At 69.5% G+C, this 18,702-nt stretch carries 13 protein-coding genes; 10 read left to right on the forward strand and 3 right to left on the reverse strand.

Going from position 1 to position 18,702, the window contains the following annotated elements; translation table 11 throughout:
* Positions 1-170: 170 nt before the first annotated feature.
* From DT074_RS18375 to DT074_RS18395, 5 genes are all read left to right on the forward strand, one after another.
* On the forward strand, positions 171-1,514 hold the full coding sequence (locus DT074_RS18375) for a surface carbohydrate biosynthesis protein (RefSeq protein WP_162914995.1): 1,344 nt from the start codon (positions 171-173) through the stop codon (positions 1,512-1,514).
* On the forward strand, positions 1,511-2,575 hold the full coding sequence (locus DT074_RS18380) for a hypothetical protein (RefSeq protein ID WP_119421323.1): 1,065 nt from the start codon (positions 1,511-1,513) through the stop codon (positions 2,573-2,575). The genes DT074_RS18375 and DT074_RS18380 overlap by 4 nt, the downstream gene beginning before the upstream one ends.
* Before the next feature lie 99 nt (positions 2,576-2,674).
* Positions 2,675-2,920: an acyl carrier protein gene (locus tag DT074_RS18385; RefSeq protein WP_119421324.1), complete on the forward strand. Its 246-nt coding sequence runs from the start codon at positions 2,675-2,677 to the stop codon at positions 2,918-2,920.
* Complete coding sequence (locus DT074_RS18390) at positions 2,920-4,704, forward strand: HAD-IIIC family phosphatase (RefSeq protein ID WP_162914996.1); 1,785 nt, start codon at positions 2,920-2,922, stop codon at positions 4,702-4,704. The genes DT074_RS18385 and DT074_RS18390 overlap by 1 nt, the downstream gene beginning before the upstream one ends.
* Before the next feature lie 75 nt (positions 4,705-4,779).
* Positions 4,780-5,979, forward strand: a complete 1,200-nt coding sequence (locus DT074_RS18395; protein WP_162914997.1) for a hypothetical protein — start codon at positions 4,780-4,782, stop codon at positions 5,977-5,979.
* Between the two features lie 24 nt (positions 5,980-6,003).
* On the opposite strand, the gene DT074_RS18400 is transcribed toward DT074_RS18395, so the two are convergent.
* From DT074_RS18400 to DT074_RS18410, 3 genes are all read right to left on the reverse strand, one after another.
* Positions 6,004-7,749: an ABC transporter ATP-binding protein gene (locus DT074_RS18400; protein WP_119421327.1), complete on the reverse strand. Its 1,746-nt coding sequence runs from the start codon at positions 7,747-7,749 to the stop codon at positions 6,004-6,006.
* Between the two features lie 80 nt (positions 7,750-7,829).
* Complete coding sequence (locus DT074_RS18405; protein WP_162914998.1) at positions 7,830-8,996, reverse strand: CDP-alcohol phosphatidyltransferase family protein; 1,167 nt, start codon at positions 8,994-8,996, stop codon at positions 7,830-7,832.
* 209 nt (positions 8,997-9,205) lie between these two features.
* Positions 9,206-10,156: an MBL fold metallo-hydrolase gene (locus DT074_RS18410; protein ID WP_119421335.1), complete on the reverse strand. Its 951-nt coding sequence runs from the start codon at positions 10,154-10,156 to the stop codon at positions 9,206-9,208.
* Between the two features lie 303 nt (positions 10,157-10,459).
* On the opposite strand from DT074_RS18410, the gene DT074_RS18415 reads away from it, so the two are divergent.
* From DT074_RS18415 to DT074_RS18435, 5 genes are all read left to right on the forward strand, one after another.
* Entirely contained in the window at positions 10,460-11,470 is a 1,011-nt protein-coding gene (locus DT074_RS18415; RefSeq protein ID WP_119421329.1) for a calcium-binding protein, read from the forward strand.
* An 87-nt stretch (positions 11,471-11,557) separates the two neighbouring features.
* The gene (locus DT074_RS18420) at positions 11,558-13,816 is read left to right on the forward strand and encodes a glycosyltransferase (RefSeq protein WP_119421330.1); all 2,259 of its coding nucleotides are present in this window, start codon (positions 11,558-11,560) and stop codon (positions 13,814-13,816) included.
* Between the two features lie 8 nt (positions 13,817-13,824).
* Positions 13,825-15,081 (forward strand): glycosyltransferase family 4 protein, encoded by a 1,257-nt coding sequence (locus DT074_RS18425; protein WP_119421331.1) that lies wholly within the window; start codon positions 13,825-13,827, stop codon positions 15,079-15,081.
* A 63-nt stretch (positions 15,082-15,144) separates the two neighbouring features.
* A complete protein-coding gene (locus DT074_RS18430; RefSeq protein ID WP_119421332.1) occupies positions 15,145-17,349 on the forward strand; it encodes a hypothetical protein in 2,205 nt (734 codons plus the stop codon).
* On the forward strand, positions 17,310-18,702 hold a 1,393-nt coding region (locus DT074_RS18435; RefSeq protein ID WP_119421336.1), incomplete at its 3' end, for a glycosyltransferase family 4 protein. The genes DT074_RS18430 and DT074_RS18435, both read left to right, overlap by 40 nt.

Raw genomic sequence — 18,702 nt, forward strand, 5'->3', positions numbered from 1 at the left:
TTCCTGTGCGGGCGCCCGTTCTACCCGATTTGCGCCGCGCCCGGGCCAGTGTTAGAAGCCGTGGCCTCGGCGGCAGGGCTTGGCCGGCCGCGGGCGGGCCAGCATCGCAGCGAGAAGGGCAGGGGCCGCGCATCGGGTCGCGATGCAGGGGCCGGTGCGGAATCCAGCAGGTGAACGTTCCTCTCATCATCCCGGCCGAGAACCAGATCCGCGAATTCGATGCCAAGCTGCTGCTGGGCTGCGTTGCGGCCGAACGCGGCCACCCGGTCGTGGTCGGATCGCGCACCGAGATGCACTGGCACATCGCCTCGCTGCCGCGCGGCATCTACATCGCCAAGGATTTCCGCGGCAGCTCGCGGCGCATGTTCCGCATCCTGCAGGACCTGGGCAACGACATCGTCGCCTGGGACGAGGAGGGCCTCGTGCATGCCTCGGACGAGCGCTACTACAAGCACCGGGTGGCGCCCGACCTGTTCGATCAGGTCCGCCTGTTCCTCGCCTGGGGGCCGAACAATGCGCGCACGCTGCGCGCCTATCCCGGCTACAAGGGTACCGCGGTCGAGGTCACCGGCAATCCTCGCATCGACATGATGCGTCCCGAGCTGCGCGGCTTCTTCGATGCCGAGGCGGCGGCGCTGAGCGCCCGCTTCGGCGACGGCTTCATCCTGGTCAACACCAATTTCGGCCGCATCAACCACATCCAGCCGAGCCTGATGGCGCCGGGCGGACCGGCGGCGCCGAAGGACGACTACTGGCGCGCTTCGAATGCGTATTTCCAGGGCATCTTCGATGCGATGCGCCGGCTGCTGCCGCGCCTCGCGGCGGCATTTCCCGACCGGTCGGTCGTGCTGCGCCCGCATCCGTCCGAGGCGCATGCGCCGTGGATCGAGGCGGCCGCCGGCCATCGCAACGTGCATGTGGTGTTCGAGGGCGGCGTGCTGCCCTGGCTGATCGCGTCTTCGGTGCTGGTGCACAATGGCTGCACCACTGGGATCGAGGCGGCCGCTCTGGATCACCCCGTCATCGCCTTCCGGCCGCAGCGCGACGAGCGCTACGACTTCCCGCTGCCGAACGATCTCAGCGCCGATGCGGGCAGCGAGGAGGCCGTGATCGAGCAGGTCTCCACCGTGCTCAAGGGCGGCTCGCTCCGCTATGGCCGGTTGAGGCGCGACCTGATCGAGACGACCTTCGCCGCGCTGCAGGATCGCCTCGCCTCCGATCGCATCATCGACGCTGTTGCCGCGCACGCAGCGCAACGCCCGCGGCCGGTGCCGCCGATGCGGCGGCGCATGGCCGGCTGGGCTGCGGCCGAACTCCGCGGGCTCAGGAAGCGCCTGGTGAACCAGCACATCCCGGGGCACAAGAACGACAAGTCCTATCAGCGGACGCGGTTTCCCGGCCTGGGCATCGACGAGGTGCGCCACCGCGTGACCCTGCTCGGACGGTGTCTCGGCCGCTTCGACCGGGTGCGCGTGCATCAGCTGGCGCCGAACGTGTTCGAGATCACGGCGTGACCGCGGCATTGCACGACCGGTTCCCCCTGTCGCTGTGGCCGCTGCTCGACGATTTCCTCTGCCGTTGCTACGGCCGGCGTTACGCGCTGCGTGACCAGGCTCTGATGCGCTGGCAGTTCGGCGGTGCCGAGGACCCGGCCTCGCTGTCCATCATGTGGTACGGCGACGAGGGCGGCATCGTCTCGATGCTCGGTTGTCGTCCGACGGCGCTGTTCTGGGGCGCGTTCGACCAACCGGTCGCGGGCGGCTGGCTCAGCAACTGGATGAGCGATCCGGGCCAGCGCTCGGGCGCGGGCGCCGTGCTGATGCGGCGTGCGCAGGAGAGGTTCCCGGTCGTGCTCGCGCAGGGCGCCAGCGCCGCCAACAAGCCGATTGCCGAGCGGCTGGGCTTTCGCATCTTCGAGCCGATCGATCGCCTGCTCGCCGTGTTCGACCCGATGCGCGCTGCCCGCTTCCTCGCGCCCGACGCGGCGGTGAAGCTCGAGCCGATGCTGCCGGCCGTGCCGGCCGGCGCCGTCGAGCGCGGATTGCCGGCCGACTACGCGCCCGACTGGAGCCGGTATCCCGCCTGCATGGCATTCGGCGCCGTGCGCAGTGCGGCGCATTTGCGTTGGCGCTATCTCGGCCATCCGGTGTTCCGCTACGAGATCGACCTGGCGCCCGGCCCGTCCGGGCCGGCGGTCTGTATCTGGCGCCTGGAGCGCGCCGTGGGGGAGGTGCACGACACGGTCGGCCGCATCGTCGATTTCTTCCATCCGGCCGATGGCGCGGCGCAGGGGCGCGCGGCGTTGTCGTCGGCACTCGGCCGCATGCAGGATGCGGGTGCCGCATTCGCCGATCTGCTGTGCTCTGCCGGACCGTTCCTGGCCACCGCCCGGGCCGCCGGCATGGTGGACGCCACGACGATGCCCCTGGCCTTCCGCCTCAGTCCGACCGAGCGGCGGCTCCGGCTGCAGAATGTCGAGTTCTGGGCGGCACCGGGGCTGCCGCGGCCCGCCGGCCTGGCCGATTGCCTGGTGAGCAAGGGCGACGGCGACCAGGACCGCCCCAATCACCCCTAGCGCGACGATGCCGGGCCACCCGGCGCGCGCGTTGCGTGGCCGCAAGTCGGGTGTTAGTCACGTGCAACGCACCCGCGAAGACCGGACCGGGAATCGACCATGACAGCCGCCGAGGCGCTCGCCACCATCGCGCCGGTGATCCGGGAGGTGCTCGACCGCCCGGATCTGGAGATCACACCGAGCCTGACGGCGCGCGACGTGCCGGAATGGGATTCGCTCGCCAATATCACCATCATCATCGAGGTCGAGCGCGCCTTCGCCATCAAGTTCACCAGCGACGAGCTCGCCGCCTTCGCCGATACCGGCGCGATGGCGGCCGCCGCCGCCGCCAAGCAGGGGGGCTGATGACCGAGGGGTTCGGCCCGCATCTCGGCATCAAGCAGCTCAACGTGCTGCACGAACGGATGTTCGGCGCCGCCGCGCCGCCGCCGGCGCTGCCGCGCTCGGTCCGCGTCGCCGTGCTGGCCAATCATGCGACGGCCTTCCTCGAGCGCGGCTTGCGCCTGGCGCTGGCGATGCGCGGCTATCGGGCGGAGATCTACGCAGCGCCGTACAATCAGTGGCAGGTGGAGCTGCTCGCGGGAGATTCCGGCGCCGCGGCGTTCCGCCCGGACGTCGTCCTGCTGACCCTCACCTCGCAGCTGCTCGCCTATCGCGAGGCCGGCGATCCCGAAGCCTTCGCGGCCGATCTTGCGCGGCTGGTGTCGGGGGCGGCGGAACGGCTGCATGCCAGGTTCGTGGTCACCTTGCCGGAGCCCTTGGCCGAGGAGGCGGAGCCGACCGGATGGGCGCGCAACTGGCGCCGGCGCCTGCTGACCGCCGTGGAGACGCAGCTCGGCGGGACGGCCGTGCTGCTCGATCTCGACCCGCTGGTGACCCGGATCGGTGCCGAGCGCTGGTACGCGCCGCGCTTCTTCGTCAACGCCAAGCTGATCGCGCATCCGGATGCCACGGCGGCATTTGCCGATCACGTCGCCGCCGCGATCGCCGGCTCCATCCGTCGGGCGGTGCGCCTCGTCGCGGTCGATCTGGACGACACGCTGTGGGGCGGCGTGGTGGGCGAGGTGGGATGGCAGGGAGTCGATCTCGATATCGAAGGCCGCGGCTTCGGCCACCTCCGGCTGCAGCGGTTTCTGCTCGGCCTGCGCGAGCGCGGCATCGTGCTCGCCGCCGTCTCCAAGAACAACGAGCGCGACGCGATGGAGGTGTTCGAGCGGCGGCCGGAGATGCTTCTGAAGCCCGAGCACTTCGTCGAGATGCGCATCAACTGGGAGCCGAAATCCGGCAACCTCGCCGACATACTGGACAGCCTCAACCTGACGCCCAGCGGCACCTGCTTCCTCGACGACAGCCGGTTCGAGCGCGAAGAGGTGCGGCGCCTGCTGCCCGAGGTGCTGGTGCCGGAATTCCCCGACGACATCGCCGACCTGGTGCCGGCCCTGGCGGCGAGCGGCGACTTCTCGGTGCCGGTGGTGACCGCCGAGGACCGGGCGCGGAGCCGCATGTACGACCAGGAACGGCAACGCCGCGCGGCGCGTCCGGCGCTCGGCGATCTCGACGACTACTACCGCTCGCTCGAACTCCAACTGACGCCGGCGCCGCTCGGCCCCGGCAACGAGCAGCGTGTGCTCGACCTGATCGCCAAGACCAACCAGTTCAATCTGACCGGCCGGCGGCATGGCCGCGAGGCGCTGGCCACTCTTGCCGCGGGCGGAGCGGAGGTCTGGGCCTACGATCTGGTCGACCGTTTCGGCGGCTACGGCACGATCGGCGTCGCCATCCTGCTGCGCGAGGGCGACACGGCACGGATCGATACCTGGGTGCTGTCCTGCCGTGCCATGGGCCGCACCGTGGAAAGCGGCATCCTGCAGCATTTGGCCGAGCGCGCGCGGGCGGGCGGCGCGCGAGCGCTGGTCGGCGAGTATGTCGCCGGCGCGCGCAACCAGCCGGTGGCCGGTCTCTATCCGCGGCTCGGCTTCACGGATGCCGCGGCGGCGGCTGAAAGCCGCCGCTACTGCCTCGTGCTCGACGGCGCCCTGCCGGCCAGCCGTTTCGTGACCGTCCGCGACGCCGCGCCGGCAGCGCCCGTGCGGCGGGCACCGCGGGCGATAGGCGTCGCGCCGGCGTGACCCACCAGGCATGACGTGAGCGAGAAGGCATCACGCCGGGCGCCGGCGGTGCAAGCCGGCCGCGGCAGGGGCAGCGTGAAGCTGCTGCTGCTGCTGTCCGACAATTTCATGCGCCCGCGTACGCGCCGGCACTGGGACGGGCTCGAGGATATGCTGGCCCACGGCGTGCATGCCGACCCCTATATCGGCCTGTTCGTGGCGCTGCTCGAAGATCCTCGCTTCACCGCAACGGCGGTGGACGTGGCCGCGCTCTATGTCGATCGCGGGCCGGCAGGCGTGGTGCCGGCGCTGGTGCGAGCAGCTGGCGACGCGGCGCCCGACTATGTGGTTCTCAATATCGGCAATCAGCCGTTCTGCCTGTCGCGGGCGCAACTCGCTGCCCTCAAGGCGCGCTGGCCGACCGCCTGCTTCATCCTGCTGACCACCGACGAGGCGATCGATTTCCGCAAGGTCACCTGGTGCTATGCGGAGTTTGCCGACCTGATCCTGAGCCTCGACGGCGCAATCGGTTGGGGCACGCGCTATCGCGAACGCTGGTGCTTCATGCACCTGGTGTCGAGCGAGCTCTATCGCGCGGCCGGCACGGCGCCGCCGCAGGCAAGGCCTGTCGCCGTCGGCATGTTCGGCCGGCCGAAAAGCGGCCGGCACGAACTGATCGCCGCCTTGCGAGCGGCCGGCATCGAGGTCGACACCAATATCGACGACGAAACCAGCTGGCGCCGCCTCGACGACAGCGAATATGTCGAGCGCATGCGGCGCACGCGGTTCGCTCTGGTGCCGCTGCGCATCCATGGGCGCAACGAGTTCCATCTGATCGGCCGGCTCTACGAGGCGGTCTTCGCTGGAGCGATCCCGGTGGTCGAGGCCTGCGACCTGCTCGGTCCCTACGAGGCCGCTTATGGGCGCTTCCTGACCTATCGCACAGCGGAGGACGTGCTGCGCGTCGTCGCCGATCCGACCGCAGCCTCCACCTGGAGCGAGATGGCTTCGGCGACCGGATTGCAGGAGAGGGCGCGGGACCTGGGCCGTGAGGCCTTCTTCGATCTGCTGGCGGCGCGCGTATCGGCCGTCGAAATCCGCCGCCGGCTCGGCGCCGGAGCGCTGGCGGAGGCGGTCGCCGGGATCACGCCTCAGCGCCCGTTGCGCCTCGGACGTCTCTACTGGGAACGCGTCGGCTGGCTCTGGAAGGCGCTTCGCCGGTTTCGGCTGCGCGATGCGGCGGCGGAGGTCGCCGCCATTCTCGGCCTGCTGCGCGCCTACTTCACCTATCGGTAGCCGTGCCGGCCGTGGCAGCCGCGCTCAGGCGTTGACCGCCTTCGGCTGGTGTTCGATCCGTTCGACCCGGCCCTGGCCGACACGATAGACGATGTCGGCCGCGTCGACCCAGGCGCGCTGATGGGTGACGGCCAGGATCGTCAGGTCGCCGCTGAGCTGGCGGATGCGGCTGCAGATCTCGGCCTCGGTCACCGGGTCCAGCGCGCTGGTGACTTCGTCGAGCAGCAGCAGCTTCGGCTTGCGCACCAGGGCGCGCGCGATCGAGATGCGCTGGCGCTGGCCGCCCGACAGCAGGGTGCCGCGCTCGCCGACCACGGTGTCCATTCCCAGCGGCAACTGCTCGACGAACGCCCACGCGCCGGCTGCCTCGAGCGCGGCGCGGCATTCCTCCGGCGTGACATGCGGGTCGCCCAGGGTCACGTTGTTCATCACGGTGTCGTGGAACAGGAACAGCTCCTGCGGCACATAGCCGACCAGCTCGCGCCATTGCTCGAGGTCGAGCTCCTCGAGCGGCACCCCGTCGACCAATATATGGCCGGAGCGCGGGCTGACCAGGCCGAGCAGAACATCCGACAGCGTCGTCTTGCCGGCGCCGGACGGGCCGATCAGCGTGGTCAGCTTGCCCTTGGGGAAGCTGACATCGATGTTCTCCAGCACGACCTTGTCGTCGTAGGCGACGGTGATGTCGCGCAGCTCGATGGCGCGGTCCAGGGTCGGGATGCGGCCGCCGCCAGGATTCTCCCGGGCGGCAGTGGTCTCTTGGATCACCCCCTGCACCAACCAGTAGGCGCCTTCGCACGCGGCCATGATCAGCAGCTGCTGCTGCACCCGGTTCATCGAGTTGACGACCTTGGCCAGCAGCGCGCTCAGCACCAGGATCTGGCTGAACGGCAGCTGGAACACCGTGATGGCGAAATAGAAGCCGCTGACCAGCACGAGGCCGAGGATCGGCTCCTGGAAGTTCTTCAGCGCCTGCTTGTAGAAGACCTGCTTCTTAACCGACTTGTTCAAGGCGCGGATGCGCTGGTTCAGCACGCCCGAGACGCGCGAATGCCGGCCCATCGCCTTCAGCGGCTTGATGCCCGACAGCACGTCGGTGATCTGCGCCACCAGATCGCCGGTGAAGCGGCTCTGGCGCCGGCCGGCCGCGCGCGAGCGCCGCACCATCCGGTTGAGCACCAGCGACATCAGCGAGCCGACCACGATGGAAGTGACGGCGAGTTGCCACGACACCAGGAAGGCGAGCGCGATGTAGAAGGCGGTCTGGATGATCTGGCTCAGCACCTGCGAGGAAGAGAGATAGGCCTCGGCCGCGCGGGTCGCCTCGCCGCTGACCGCATTGGCAAGGCGGCCGACCGGCTGGCGGGTGAAGTAGCCCCAGTGCACGTCGAGCAGCCGCTCGATCAGGACGCGGCGAATGTCGGTCGCAACTTCCGCGACGGCATATCCGACCTGGTTCATCGCGTAGAGCACGATGGCGCCCTTGACGACGGTGCCGGCCACCATGGCGATGCACAGCGTCAGGAGATCGGGCGTCGCGCCGAAGGCGGCGAATGCGTCGCGCACCATCTGGTCCAGCATGCTGGGCTTGGCCCGGCCGACTTCGCCGGTCGCGATCGCGACGAGGGGCAGCATGCTCGCCAGCCCGATGCTCTCGGCGACGCCGCCGAGCACGAGCAGGAACAGCACCCAGTATTGCCGACCGTGTCCGCCCCGGAAGAAGATATGGAACACGGCGCGCAGGCCGGCCGGTGTGGAAGTCGACTTCATGCGGTTAGAGGGGCCACGGTTTTCCGATACGCAACAAAGGCATCACTAGCATAGTTCGCAATCTGCGACAGCGCCGGATGTCAGGTTGCCGCAACCACCCGCGGCCGGGTGGCGGCGAGCCAGGCGGTGCGGCCGGCATGCCAGGCGAGGGTCGCGCCGGCCCAGACGGTGACGACGTAGAAGGCCGCGACCGGCGCGCCGAGCGCGAGGCCGAGAGTGAAGATCAGGAGATTGACGTTCCGCCGCGAGATGACGGTGCGCACGAGGCTGTCGATGCGGTCCATGGCGTGCAGGCCGCGGCCCCACAGCGCCTTGGGGACCGCCAGCACCAGCCGGTCGGCGACGTAGAAGCCGCAGAGCCAGATCGCCGCGATGAAGGCCGGATGTTCCAGCGCACCGTCCGACAGCCACCAGGCCCAGCCGAGATACCAGAGCGGCGGGTGCACGATATCGAGGCCGTGGTCCAGAAAGTTGCCGATCGCGGATTCGGTCATGGTGACGCGCGCGACCTTGCCGTCCACCGAATCCAGCACGGCCATGACCCAGCACATGACAATGCTGGTCCACACCCAGCCCGCCATGAACAGGGGCACGGCGGCAAGCGCCAGCACCACGCCCGCCAGGGTGATCCAGTTCGGATGCAGCCGGATCGCCGTGGCCAGCCGGGTCAGCGGCCAGACCGCCAGCGGGAACACCCAGCGCGTCAGGAAATCGGTCGAGCCCTTGTAGTTCGACCAGAACAGGAAGCGCTCATAGGCGCGGCGCGCCGCCGCATCCGGCAGGCGCTCCAGGTGATAGGGCAGGTCGCGCCGCAGGCCCATCACGAAGGTCGGGAACTCGGTCGGCTCGAGCCGGCGGGCCGCGCCGCCGGTCACGGCGGCATCGGCGATCTCGCCCAGGCCGGCGGCATCGTCCGGCACCGCGGCAAGGGCCGCGGCGGATCCAATCCGCATCGCCGCGGCGCGCCGCGGGCCCTCGCCGCCCGTGACCGCGACCGAGCCGTCGCGCGCGGCAAGGAAGGGGAGCAGCCGGCTGTCAAACACCCCGGCCCCGTCCACCGCCAGGATCGGCTCCGGTCCGCCGGCGGCAAAGGCCTTGAGCCGCCGGCCGGCCGCGCCGGGGCCGCGGTCGACCGTCACCTGGGCGGATGGTATCCGCCGGGTTAACCGTTCGATCCGTTCCACCAGGGAGAGCCCGAAGACGCGTGCCGAGGCCTGGGCCGGCGCGGCGTCGATCCATATCCTCATGCGGCTGCTGCCGAATTGCCTTGCCGGCCATCCCTTAGGCAGGTTTGCCGGCCCCGTCCAGGGGGCCGAAAAAACTTCTCGCCGAGTGACCTGGATCACCGATTGTTAAGACATGGCGGTCTACAACAGGATCGTCTCTCCCCGAGACATATCCCCTTGAGACCCACTGGCCCCCGGGTACCCCCCGGGGGCTCTTTTTTGTGCCGCTCTCAATCGGCGAGGGCGTTCCACATCTCGCGGTCGCGCTTGGCGGTCCAGATCCGCGGGTCGTCGTGGCCGGTCAGCTCGTCGTAGCAGCGCGACACGTCGAACGGCATGCAGTGCTCGAAGATCGCCCATTGGCCGAACTTGGGCAGCATCTTGCCGCGGGTCGAGCTGAAAATCTGCTTCAGCGCCTGCTTGCGCTTGACCCCGCTCTGCACCCCTTGCACCAGCACGCGCAGGAAATCCTGGGTGCCGGCGATCGCCGCCTCCGTCTCGCGCGGCGTCTTGCAGGCATCGCCCCGGCCGGGGATCAGCATGCGCGGCTTCAGTGCGCGCAGATTGTCGAGCGTCTTCGGCCATTCGCGCAGGTAGGCATCGCCGGTATAGGGCGCGGCGCCGCGCTCCACCAGATCGCCGGAAAACAGCACTTTCTGCTTGGGCAGCCACACGATCGTATCGCCCTTGGTGTGGCCGCGGCCGACCTGCATCAGCTGCACTTCCAGCTTGCCGAGCCAGATCCGCATGAAGCCGCGGAAGGTGAGGGTCGGCCAGGTCAGGCCCGGAATGCTTTCGACCGCCTGGAACAGGCGCGGGAAGCGCTCGGTCTCGGACTTGAAATCCTGCGCGCCGCGCTCCTTGATCAGGTCGTAGGTGTCCTCGCTGGCGATGATGTGCTCCGCCTTGTAGGCGGCGGCGCCGAGCACCCGCACGGCGTGATAATGCGTCAGCACGACATACTTGATCGGCTTCGTCGTCACCTTGCGGACGCGATCGATCAGGTCCTGGGCGGCGACCGGCGTGGAGCGCGTGTCGATCACCATCACCGCGTCGTCGCCGATGATGACGCCCGATGTCGGGTCGCCTTCGGCCGAATAGGCATAGGCCTCGTCGGTCAGCCGTTCGAAAGTAACCTTCTTCTCTACAAGATCGCCCCGCGAGGCGAAGGCCCTGGCCATTTCCACATCCTCCCCGATGACGTGCGCCGCGATGATATCCGCCCCCGGCCGGGCGTCCAGAAACTGCGACTCCCGCCGCAACCCGTTGGCTTCCAACGGGATTCCATCCGGTAAATAGAACATGAACATATAAATCGAACAATCTAAAATTTTGCGGTCTTTTTATTCAGACGTTACGCGAATCATTCTCTAGTCAATTGTATCCGTAACCATCAATTCATTTGACGATTATGGGTGTTCAAGTAATTCTCCGCCCCGTTGCGCCGAGGGCGACGAGCGGCGCTGGCACGACAGGAGAGTGGCATGGCGACAATTCCGGGCAGCGCCTTTCCGGACAATTTGAAGGGCACTGGAGTGGACGATTTCATCGATGCCGGCGGCGGCAACGATCGGGTCAAGGGGGGCGGCGGCAACGATCGCATCCTGGCGGGCACCGGCAACGACAAGGTCGATGGCGGCTCCGGCAACGACCGTATCCTTGGCGGCGACGGGAATGACCATCTTGAAGGTGGCAGCGGGAACGATTCGATCTTCGGCGGCGCGGGTAACGACAAGGTCGAGGGCGGCTCGGGTGACGATCTGCTGACTGGCCTGACTGGCAACGACAAGATCGATGGCGGGTCGGGCAGCGACAAGATCTTCGGCGGCGACGGCAACGACAAGCTGCGCGGCGAGGCGGGCGATGACCTGGTAACGGGCGGTGCCGGCGATGACCATGTCGATGGCGGCTCGGGTAACGACATCGTCGGCGGTGGTGACGGCGACGACCACGTGTTCGGCGGCACCGGCGACGATCGCGTCTGGGGTGGCGCGGGCGACGATCGCCTCGACGGCGGCAGCGGCGACGACGTGATATCGGGCGGCGCCGGCGACGATCACATGAACGGCGGCACCGGCGACGACGTCTTGAGCGGCGGCGATGGCGACGACAAGCTGCTCGGCGGCTATGGCGACGACAAGCTGTTCGGCGGAGCGGGCGACGACAAGTTGCTCGGCGGCAGCGGCGACGACTTCCTGAGCGGCGGCGCCGGCGATGACGTGCTGCAGGGTGGCTGCGGCGACGACGTGTTCCAGTTCAATGGCGGTGGCGGTCAGGATGTGGTCCTCGACTTCCGTGCCGGCGAGGACATCCTGCGCATCGCCAAGGACATCAACGGCACCGGCATCACGTCAGCCGCCGATGTGGCCGCTTTCGTGTCGGAGGACGGCTGCAACACCGTCATCGATTTCGGCAATGGCGACATGGTGACGTTGCGCGGCGTCAATGCCGACGACGTGGTGAACGATCCGAGCCACTACTTCAGCGTCGTGTGACGATGACCGGGCGCCGGCGGGACCCCCGCCTGCCGGCGCCCGGATTCTTCGCGTTCGGGCGGATCTGTTTTGTGATGGTCGTGGTCCATGCTGCATCGAAGACTTGATCTGAAGATCACGCCACCACGCGTCTTCGGCGTCGCCCGCGGGGTGGCGCTTTTCGTTTGGGATCAGTCGCACGCGCTCGGCACCGAGCGCGGCCAGGTGCGGATCGGCGGCGAGCCGCTGCCGGCGCCGGTCGCGCGCGCCGTGTTGCCGACCCGATGGAACCTCGACCGCTCGGTGCTGGCGGCGCGCTGGCCGCTGGCCACCGAAGATCGCCGGATCGAGATCGCGAATGCGGATGGCGAAGTGCTCGGCGCCGCCGAGCTGCCGATGGCGGCCGAGATCGAGGATTTCGCGATCGAGCCTCTGGTGGCGGGTTTGTCTCCGGAAGGCCGGCTTCGCCTGGCGCGCTTCCTGCTCGACACCTGCCGCGTGAGCTTCGGCATCGGATCGGATGCGGGCTATGCCGCGGCGATGGGCGCGCTGGTCACGACGCTGAGCACCAGCCCCGGCCCGCTGCATGCGCGGCTCCGCCTGCCCGGCGGGGCGCTGCTCTGCGCGACCGGCCTGCCGGCGGCGGCGGGCCGCATCCTCAGCGCGCTCGCCATCGGCGACCGGCGCGTAGTCGAGCTGCCGGTGAAGCCGGAAACGGATGCGGGACGCGCGCGGCAGGGGCGGATGCCGCTGCATCTGGTGATGCCGCGCCTGCCCGGCGCCTCGCTCCGTCTCGCACTGATCGCCGAAGGCGGGCTGCTGATCCGCCAGCTGTCGGGCGACGCGGCGGTGTCGCCGGACATGCCGACATGGCTCGCCGGCAAGCCGGCCGAAGCCGAGCGCGCGGTCGCCGTCCGCTATCTGCAGGATCGCCGCGCCGCCGGCGACGCGGCGGCGGGCGCGCTCGCCGCGGAGATCGGCCTGTTCGCGCCGGCGCCTGCCATCGCGGTGACCGATCCCGCGCTGCCGGTCGGCGCCGAGATCGATCTCGCCATCGACGACACCAGCGGACATGCCTTCCTCGCCGGCTGGATACGGGATCCGCTGGGGCTGGTCGAACGCATCGATGCCGGCGTCGCCGCCGTCGTGCATACGATGCCGCGGCCCGATCTGGCCGACCGGTTGAGGCTGCGGGCGGGCGCCGATATCCGGTCGCTGCAGGGCTTCGTGATGCGCCTCGGCGCCAGCGCGCAGCTCGCCGAGCTCGCGCTGCAGCTGCGCTCCGGCACGCGGCTCCGCCTGCGGCCCGAGATGCGCGCCCTCGGCCCTTCGGCGGCACGCGACGCGGTGCTGGGCGCGCTGCCGGCCGATTTCGCTGCCGATCATGTACTCGCCGACACCGTGCTGCCGGCGGCGCAGGCGCTCAACGCGGCCCATCTGGCCCGGCGGGCGGCGCCGGAGGTCATCGATCTCGGCCCGCGTCTGGCAGCGCCGGTGGCGTCGATCGTGGTGCCGCTCTACCGCAATCTCGATTTCCTGCCGTTCCAGATCGCCGCCTTCGCGCTCGACGGCGGGCTCGGCGATGCCGAGCTGGTCTATGTGCTGGATTCGCCGGAACAGCGTGCCGAGGCAGAGATCGCCCTCCGGCATCTTGCCGCGAACTATGCCCGCCCGATCCGCCTCGTCGTGCAATCCGGCAATTTCGGCTACGCGGCCGCCAACAATGCCGGCGCGGCCGTGGCCCGGGGCGAGGTGCTGGCGCTGCTCAACTCCGACGTCGTGCCGAAGCGGCCGGGCTGGCTGGCGGCGCTGAGCGAGCCCCTGGGCAGAGCCGGAATCGGCGCCACCGGCGCCCGGTTGCTGTTCGACGACGGCTCGCTGCAGCATGCCGGACTCTATTTCGCCGCCGACGACCGCGGCGCCTGGCGCAACCGCCACTTCTTCAAGGGGCTGCCGCGCGATTTCGCGCCGGCTGCCGAAGCCCGCCTGGTGCCCGCCCTGACCGGCGCCTGCCTGGTGATGCGGCGCGCGGCGTACGAGCGGCTCGGCGGCTTCGACGAAGGCTATCTGGTCGGCGATTACGAGGATTCCGATCTCTGCCTCCGCCTCGCCGCGGAGGGGCTCGGCTGCTGGTACGAGCCGCGCGCCACCTTGCTGCATCTCGAGCGCCAGTCGGTGCCGCTGCACGGCGCCCATGCCCGCGGGCTCGCCTCCGAATGCAACAGGCTGCTGCATGCCGCGCGCTGGCAGGCGGCGATGGAGGCGGCGATGCGCCGCTTCGCGGCCGGCTCGGCGCCCGCCGGAACGATTGCGGCCGAGGCCGCGCCGGAGCAAGCCAGCCGCGCTCGACGCAAGGGCCGCAAATGATGAGCCGTATGCCACGCATCCTCTTTCTCGCCCATGGTCACCCGCATCTGCATGCCGGCGGCACTGAGATTCTGGCGCACGATCTGTTCCGGGCGGTGAAGGCGGAGGGCGCGGAGGCGCTGTTCGTCGCCGCGGTGAATGCCGGCGAGCGCGAGCGCAAGAACGGCACCGAGTTCCAGACCATCGGCGGCGCGCCCGACGAGGTGCTGCTGTGGAGCGAGGATTTCGACGCCTTCAACCTGATGCGGCGCGATGGCCTGGCGATCGGGCCGGATCTGCGCGAACTGCTCATCGCCTTCCAGCCGGATGTCGTGCACCTGCATCACCTGCTCGGCATCGGCGTCGAGACGCTGTTCCTGCTGCGCCGGCTGCTGCCGCAGGCGAAGCTGGTCATGACCCTGCACGACTACGTGCCGATCTGCGCCAATGACGGCCTGATGGTGAAGCGCGGCTCGGGCGAGCTTTGCGGGCGCGCCTCCGCCGATGCCTGCCACGGCTGCTTCCCGGAGATCCACCAGAGCAAGTTCGTCCTGCGCCGCGGCCATCTGCTGCGCCACCTCGAACTGGTCGACGCCTTCGTCACGCCGAGCCGCTTCGCCCGCGACCGCTTCGCGGCTTTCGGCATCCCGCCGGCGCGGATCGAGCACATCCCGAATGCGCGCCCCCCGGTGCAGGTGGCCGAGGCGGCCCCGCGGAGCGCGCGCAACCGCTTCGGCCTGTTCGGCAACCTTGCGCCGCACAAGGGCGTCCGGGTCGCCATCGCCGCGGCACAGCAGCTGGCGCGCGAAGGCGGCGTGGAATTCGAGCTGCAGCTGCACGGGTCGCTGCGCCATCAGGCCGCCGAGTTTCGCGATGAGGTGATGCAGGCGGTGGCGGCGGGCGAGGGGCGCATCACCTGGGCCGGCGGCTATGAGCCGGATGAGCTCGCCGCCCGCATGGCCGGCATCGACTGGGTGCTGGCACCGTCCACATGGTGGGAGAATGCGCCGCTCGTCGTGCTGGAAGCCTTCGCCCATGGGCGGCCGCCTATTGTTTCCGGCATAGGTGGATTGGCTGAGCAGGTGCGGCATGGGGTGGATGGTTTGCATCTGAGGCCCAATGACCCGGCCGCTCTTGCGAAGCTTCTGCGCGAGGCTGCAACGGATACCATCCTCTGGGATCGTCTTTGCGCGGGAAGGCCAGAACTGCCGTCGTTGCGCGAAATCGCCCGGCGCCATTTGGCGCTGTATGGCGGGCTCGGAGAGGCCGGCCGCGCTGCCGCTTAAGCGCGCATTAACCAGATGGCAAGCCGACCGCCATAGCGTCGGCAGCATTGATTTGGGGCCGAAATGAACGCGTCTTCGCCCGGCGATCGCTTTGATCTGGCAGTGCTTCTCGACGAGCAGACGCTGGTCCTACTGGGCCGGTGCGCGGCTGCCTTGCCGGCGCGCGCGCGGGTCCGGTTCGCGGAGGGCACGAGCGAGGGCGCCTTCCGGGCGCTGTCCTGGGTCGGCGAGGACGGTGCCGGCGCGGCGCTCGCGGTGATCCGCGCCGACGGATTGGCGTTGGTGCGCCCTGCCGATCTCACCCTGGTGGACGAAGAAGGTGCCGCCCGTCCCTTGCCGGCGGTCGGCCGGGTGGAGCTTGGCCCGTCGACGGTTCTCCGCACCTTGGTCGCGACCGCGCCGGGCGCGCTCGCGGCCGCATTCGATTTCCTGCTCGGGGCGCTGCTCGATGCCGAGCTGGGCGCGCCCAGCGCCCGCACGCGCCGCTTCCTGCATGCCTTCCTGCGGGAGATCTCCGAACAGGGCGGCTTCGTCGAAATCTTCGGACGGCCGGAATGCGGCGGTCTCTTTGTCCAGGGCTGGTCGATCCATCTGGCCGCCGGCGCGGCCGAGCTCTGGATCGAGACCGACGATATGGATCGCTTCCCCGGCGTGATCGGCCATTTCGCCCGTCCCGACCTGCTGGACCAGGCGCACGGCATGGTCGGCTTCATGCTGTCGGTGCGCGACATCGATCCTGCGGCGGTGAAGCGCATCTACTTCCGGTCGACGACCGGCTACCACCACCTCACCATCGTCGATCATCCGACCCGGTTCGAGGGCGCCGATGCGACGCGCCATGTGGCGGAGATGCTGCCGCGCATCGAAGCGCCGGTCGACATCCGCCGCTCGTTCAAGCGGATCTGCCGGCCGCGCTTCGAGGGCCAGGAGACGGTTTCAACCCTGCACCGGCCGGTGCGGGCGGCGCTCGACTGCGCGATCCGGGCCGAGGGCGCCGGCATCTTCGTCACCGGCTGGATGCTGGATCCCGCGCGGCAGGTCAGCCGCGTCCTGCTCAAGAGCACGGGCGGCGTCTACGAGCGGATCGACACCATCTGGTCGCGCTTGCCGCGGCCCGACGTGTCGCACGGCTTCGAGGCGGATTCGATGATCGGCCCCAAGCTGCGGGTCGGTGATCACGGGCACGGCTTCGTCGTCTTCGTACCCCAGGAGATGCGGGGAACGCGGGATGACGAGCGCTTCTATGTGGAGATCGTGATCGAGGACGAGGAGGCCGGATTCCTGCCGCTGGCCTGGACGCAGCCGGCCGCCACGACGGTGATCCGTGACATGATTGCCGGGCTCGAACTCGATGATCCGGCAGCCGAAACCATGATCGTGCGGCACCTGGCGCCGGTCATGGCGGGTGGTGCCGCGTCGCCTGCGGCCGCGGACCCGCCGGCCGCGACGGTCGAGTTCGGTGCGCTACGCGAAGCGCGTGTTTCGATCGTGCTGCCGGCGCCCTCGCTCGGCGGCGATCTGGAAGTGAGCCTCGCGCGTCTGGCCGGCGATCCCGACATGGCGCGCGCCGAGATCCTGGTGGTGGCGCCGCAGGCCGGTGCCGAACGCGCCATCGGCCGGTTCCGCCGCATGGTCGAATTCTTCCGCCTGGGCGGGCGCCTGCTGCTCACCGCCGAGGCGCTCGGCCGGCACGAAGCGCTCGACCTCGGCGCCCGCCAGGCCGTGGCCGAGCATGTCCTGTTCCTCGGCCTGAACGTACTGCCGAAGGAAGCCGGCTGGATCCGCCGCCTCGGCCGCGAGCTGGCCAGCGCCGACCGCGCCGCCGCCGTCAGCCCGACCCTGATCTACGAGGATCTGTCGATCCGCTATGCCGGCCGCGAGCCGGTGATCGGCGATCGCGACGACGGCTTGCAGAGCGCGGCGCGCTTCCAGGGCTATTCGCGGCACTGGCTGGAGCGTCAGGGCACCTCGGCGGTCGGCGGCATCACCAGCGAATGCTGCCTGATGCCGCGCCGGCTGTTCCTCAATGTCGGCGGCTTCGGCCGCGACCTCGTCGGGCCGGCCTTCAAGGACGACGACCTGTCGCTGCGCCTGCGCGCCGCCGGCGCGCAATGCCTGTGGGTGCCGGGCGTCGAGCTCTATGCGCTCGACGACGAGCCGGCCGATCTGGCCAACGACAAGTGGACGCGCGCCTGCCGGCTGGTGGATCAGGGCCGCTTCGGCCGCAAATGGCGGCAAGCCAATGTGGAAGAGGGGGCTCGCCAGTGACCGCCGACCCGAAGCGCGTTCTCGTCCTCTCGCACGGCCATCCGTCGGTCTCGATCGGCGGCGCCGAGGTCGCCTCCTACAACCTGTTCCGCGGCTTGAGCGAGATTCCGGGCTGCGACAGCCACTATCTCGCCCGCGTCGGCCCGCCGATCGCGCCGCATCGCGACACGCCGTTCCTCAGCCTGCGCCAAAAGGAACGCGAGACGCTGTTCTACGCCAACGACTACGACTATTTCCGGCTGTCGAACCGCGACCTCGCCACGCTCGACAGCGCCTTTGCCCGCTTCCTGCGCGACGTGAAGCCGGATTTGGTGCACTTCCACCACTTCCTCGGCTTCGGCGTCGAGGCGATCTTCGCCGTCCGCAAGGCGCTGCCGAACGTGCCCGTCGTGGTGACGCTCCACGAGTATCTGGCGATCTGCAACCACCACGGCCAGATGGTGAAGACGCGCCGCCAGCAGCTCTGCTCCAAGGCCTCGCCGGCCGATTGCTCGATGTGCTTCCCGGATATCGCGCCGGCGCAATTCATGCGTCGCGAGATGTTCATCAAATCGTTCTTTGATCAGGTCGATTGCTTCGTGTCGCCGAGCCACTTCCTGATCGACCGCTTCGTCGACTGGGGCATCCCGCCCAGGCGCATGCGCATGTTGGAGAACGGCCTCGACCTGCACGAAATCGCGCCGGCCCGGACGCTGCCCAAGCGCGGCGGCCGCCGCAACCGCTTCGCCTATTTCGGCCAGCTGAACGAGTTCAAGGGCGTGCGCGTGCTGATCGATGCGGTCGGCCGCGTGCCGCAGGAAGTCTGGGGCGAGGACAGCGTGCTCAACATCTTCGGCGGCAATCTGGAGCTGCAGCCGGAGGCGTTCCAGGCGGAGCTGAAGCGCCTGATCGGCCAGGCCGGCCGCCGGGTGCGCTTCCATGGCGCCTATCGCGGCGCTGAGCTGCCCACCCTGATGCGTGAGATCGACTGGGTCGTCGTGCCGTCGACCTGGTGGGAGAACTCGCCCATCGTCATCCAGGAAGCCTTCGCGCATGGCCGGCCGCTGATCTGCAGCGATATCGGCGGCATGGCCGAGAAGGTGCGCCACGAGATCGACGGCCTGCATTTCCGCGCCGGCAGCGCCGAGAGCCTGGTCGACCGGCTGATCGAGGCGATCCGCTCGCCGGATCTCTGGGAGCAGCTGCGCGCCGGGGCGCCGCGGCCGCTCACCTATCGCGAGATGGCGCAGCAGCACTGGGATCTCTATCAATCGCTCTGGCGCGCCCGCGCCGGCGAATCGGCGCAGCCCGCGCCGGCCGCGTCACCGCGCGCGGGACGTGCGGCGCGCCGGGCCGGTGCCGCGACCGCCGCCG

The sequence above is a fragment of the Desertibaculum subflavum genome (assembly GCA_003576705.1).
In the GTDB taxonomy this organism is placed as follows: Bacteria; Pseudomonadota; Alphaproteobacteria; order Ferrovibrionales; family Ferrovibrionaceae; genus Desertibaculum; species Desertibaculum subflavum.

Coding starts and splice junctions, on each gene's coding strand:
- DT074_RS18385 (WP_119421324.1), top strand. CDS start 2,675: ATGACAGCCGCCGAGGCGCTCGCCACCATCGCGCCGGTGATCCGGGAG.
- DT074_RS18390 (WP_162914996.1), top strand. CDS start 2,920: ATGACCGAGGGGTTCGGCCCGCATCTCGGCATCAAGCAGCTCAACGTG.
- DT074_RS18400 (WP_119421327.1), bottom strand. CDS start 7,749: ATGAAGTCGACTTCCACACCGGCCGGCCTGCGCGCCGTGTTCCATATC.
- DT074_RS18405 (WP_162914998.1), bottom strand. CDS start 8,996: ATGAGGATATGGATCGACGCCGCGCCGGCCCAGGCCTCGGCACGCGTC.
- DT074_RS18410 (WP_119421335.1), bottom strand. CDS start 10,156: ATGGCCAGGGCCTTCGCCTCGCGGGGCGATCTTGTAGAGAAGAAGGTT.
- DT074_RS18415 (WP_119421329.1), top strand. CDS start 10,460: ATGGCGACAATTCCGGGCAGCGCCTTTCCGGACAATTTGAAGGGCACT.
- DT074_RS18420 (WP_119421330.1), top strand. CDS start 11,558: ATGCTGCATCGAAGACTTGATCTGAAGATCACGCCACCACGCGTCTTC.
- DT074_RS18425 (WP_119421331.1), top strand. CDS start 13,825: ATGCCACGCATCCTCTTTCTCGCCCATGGTCACCCGCATCTGCATGCC.
- DT074_RS18430 (WP_119421332.1), top strand. CDS start 15,145: ATGAACGCGTCTTCGCCCGGCGATCGCTTTGATCTGGCAGTGCTTCTC.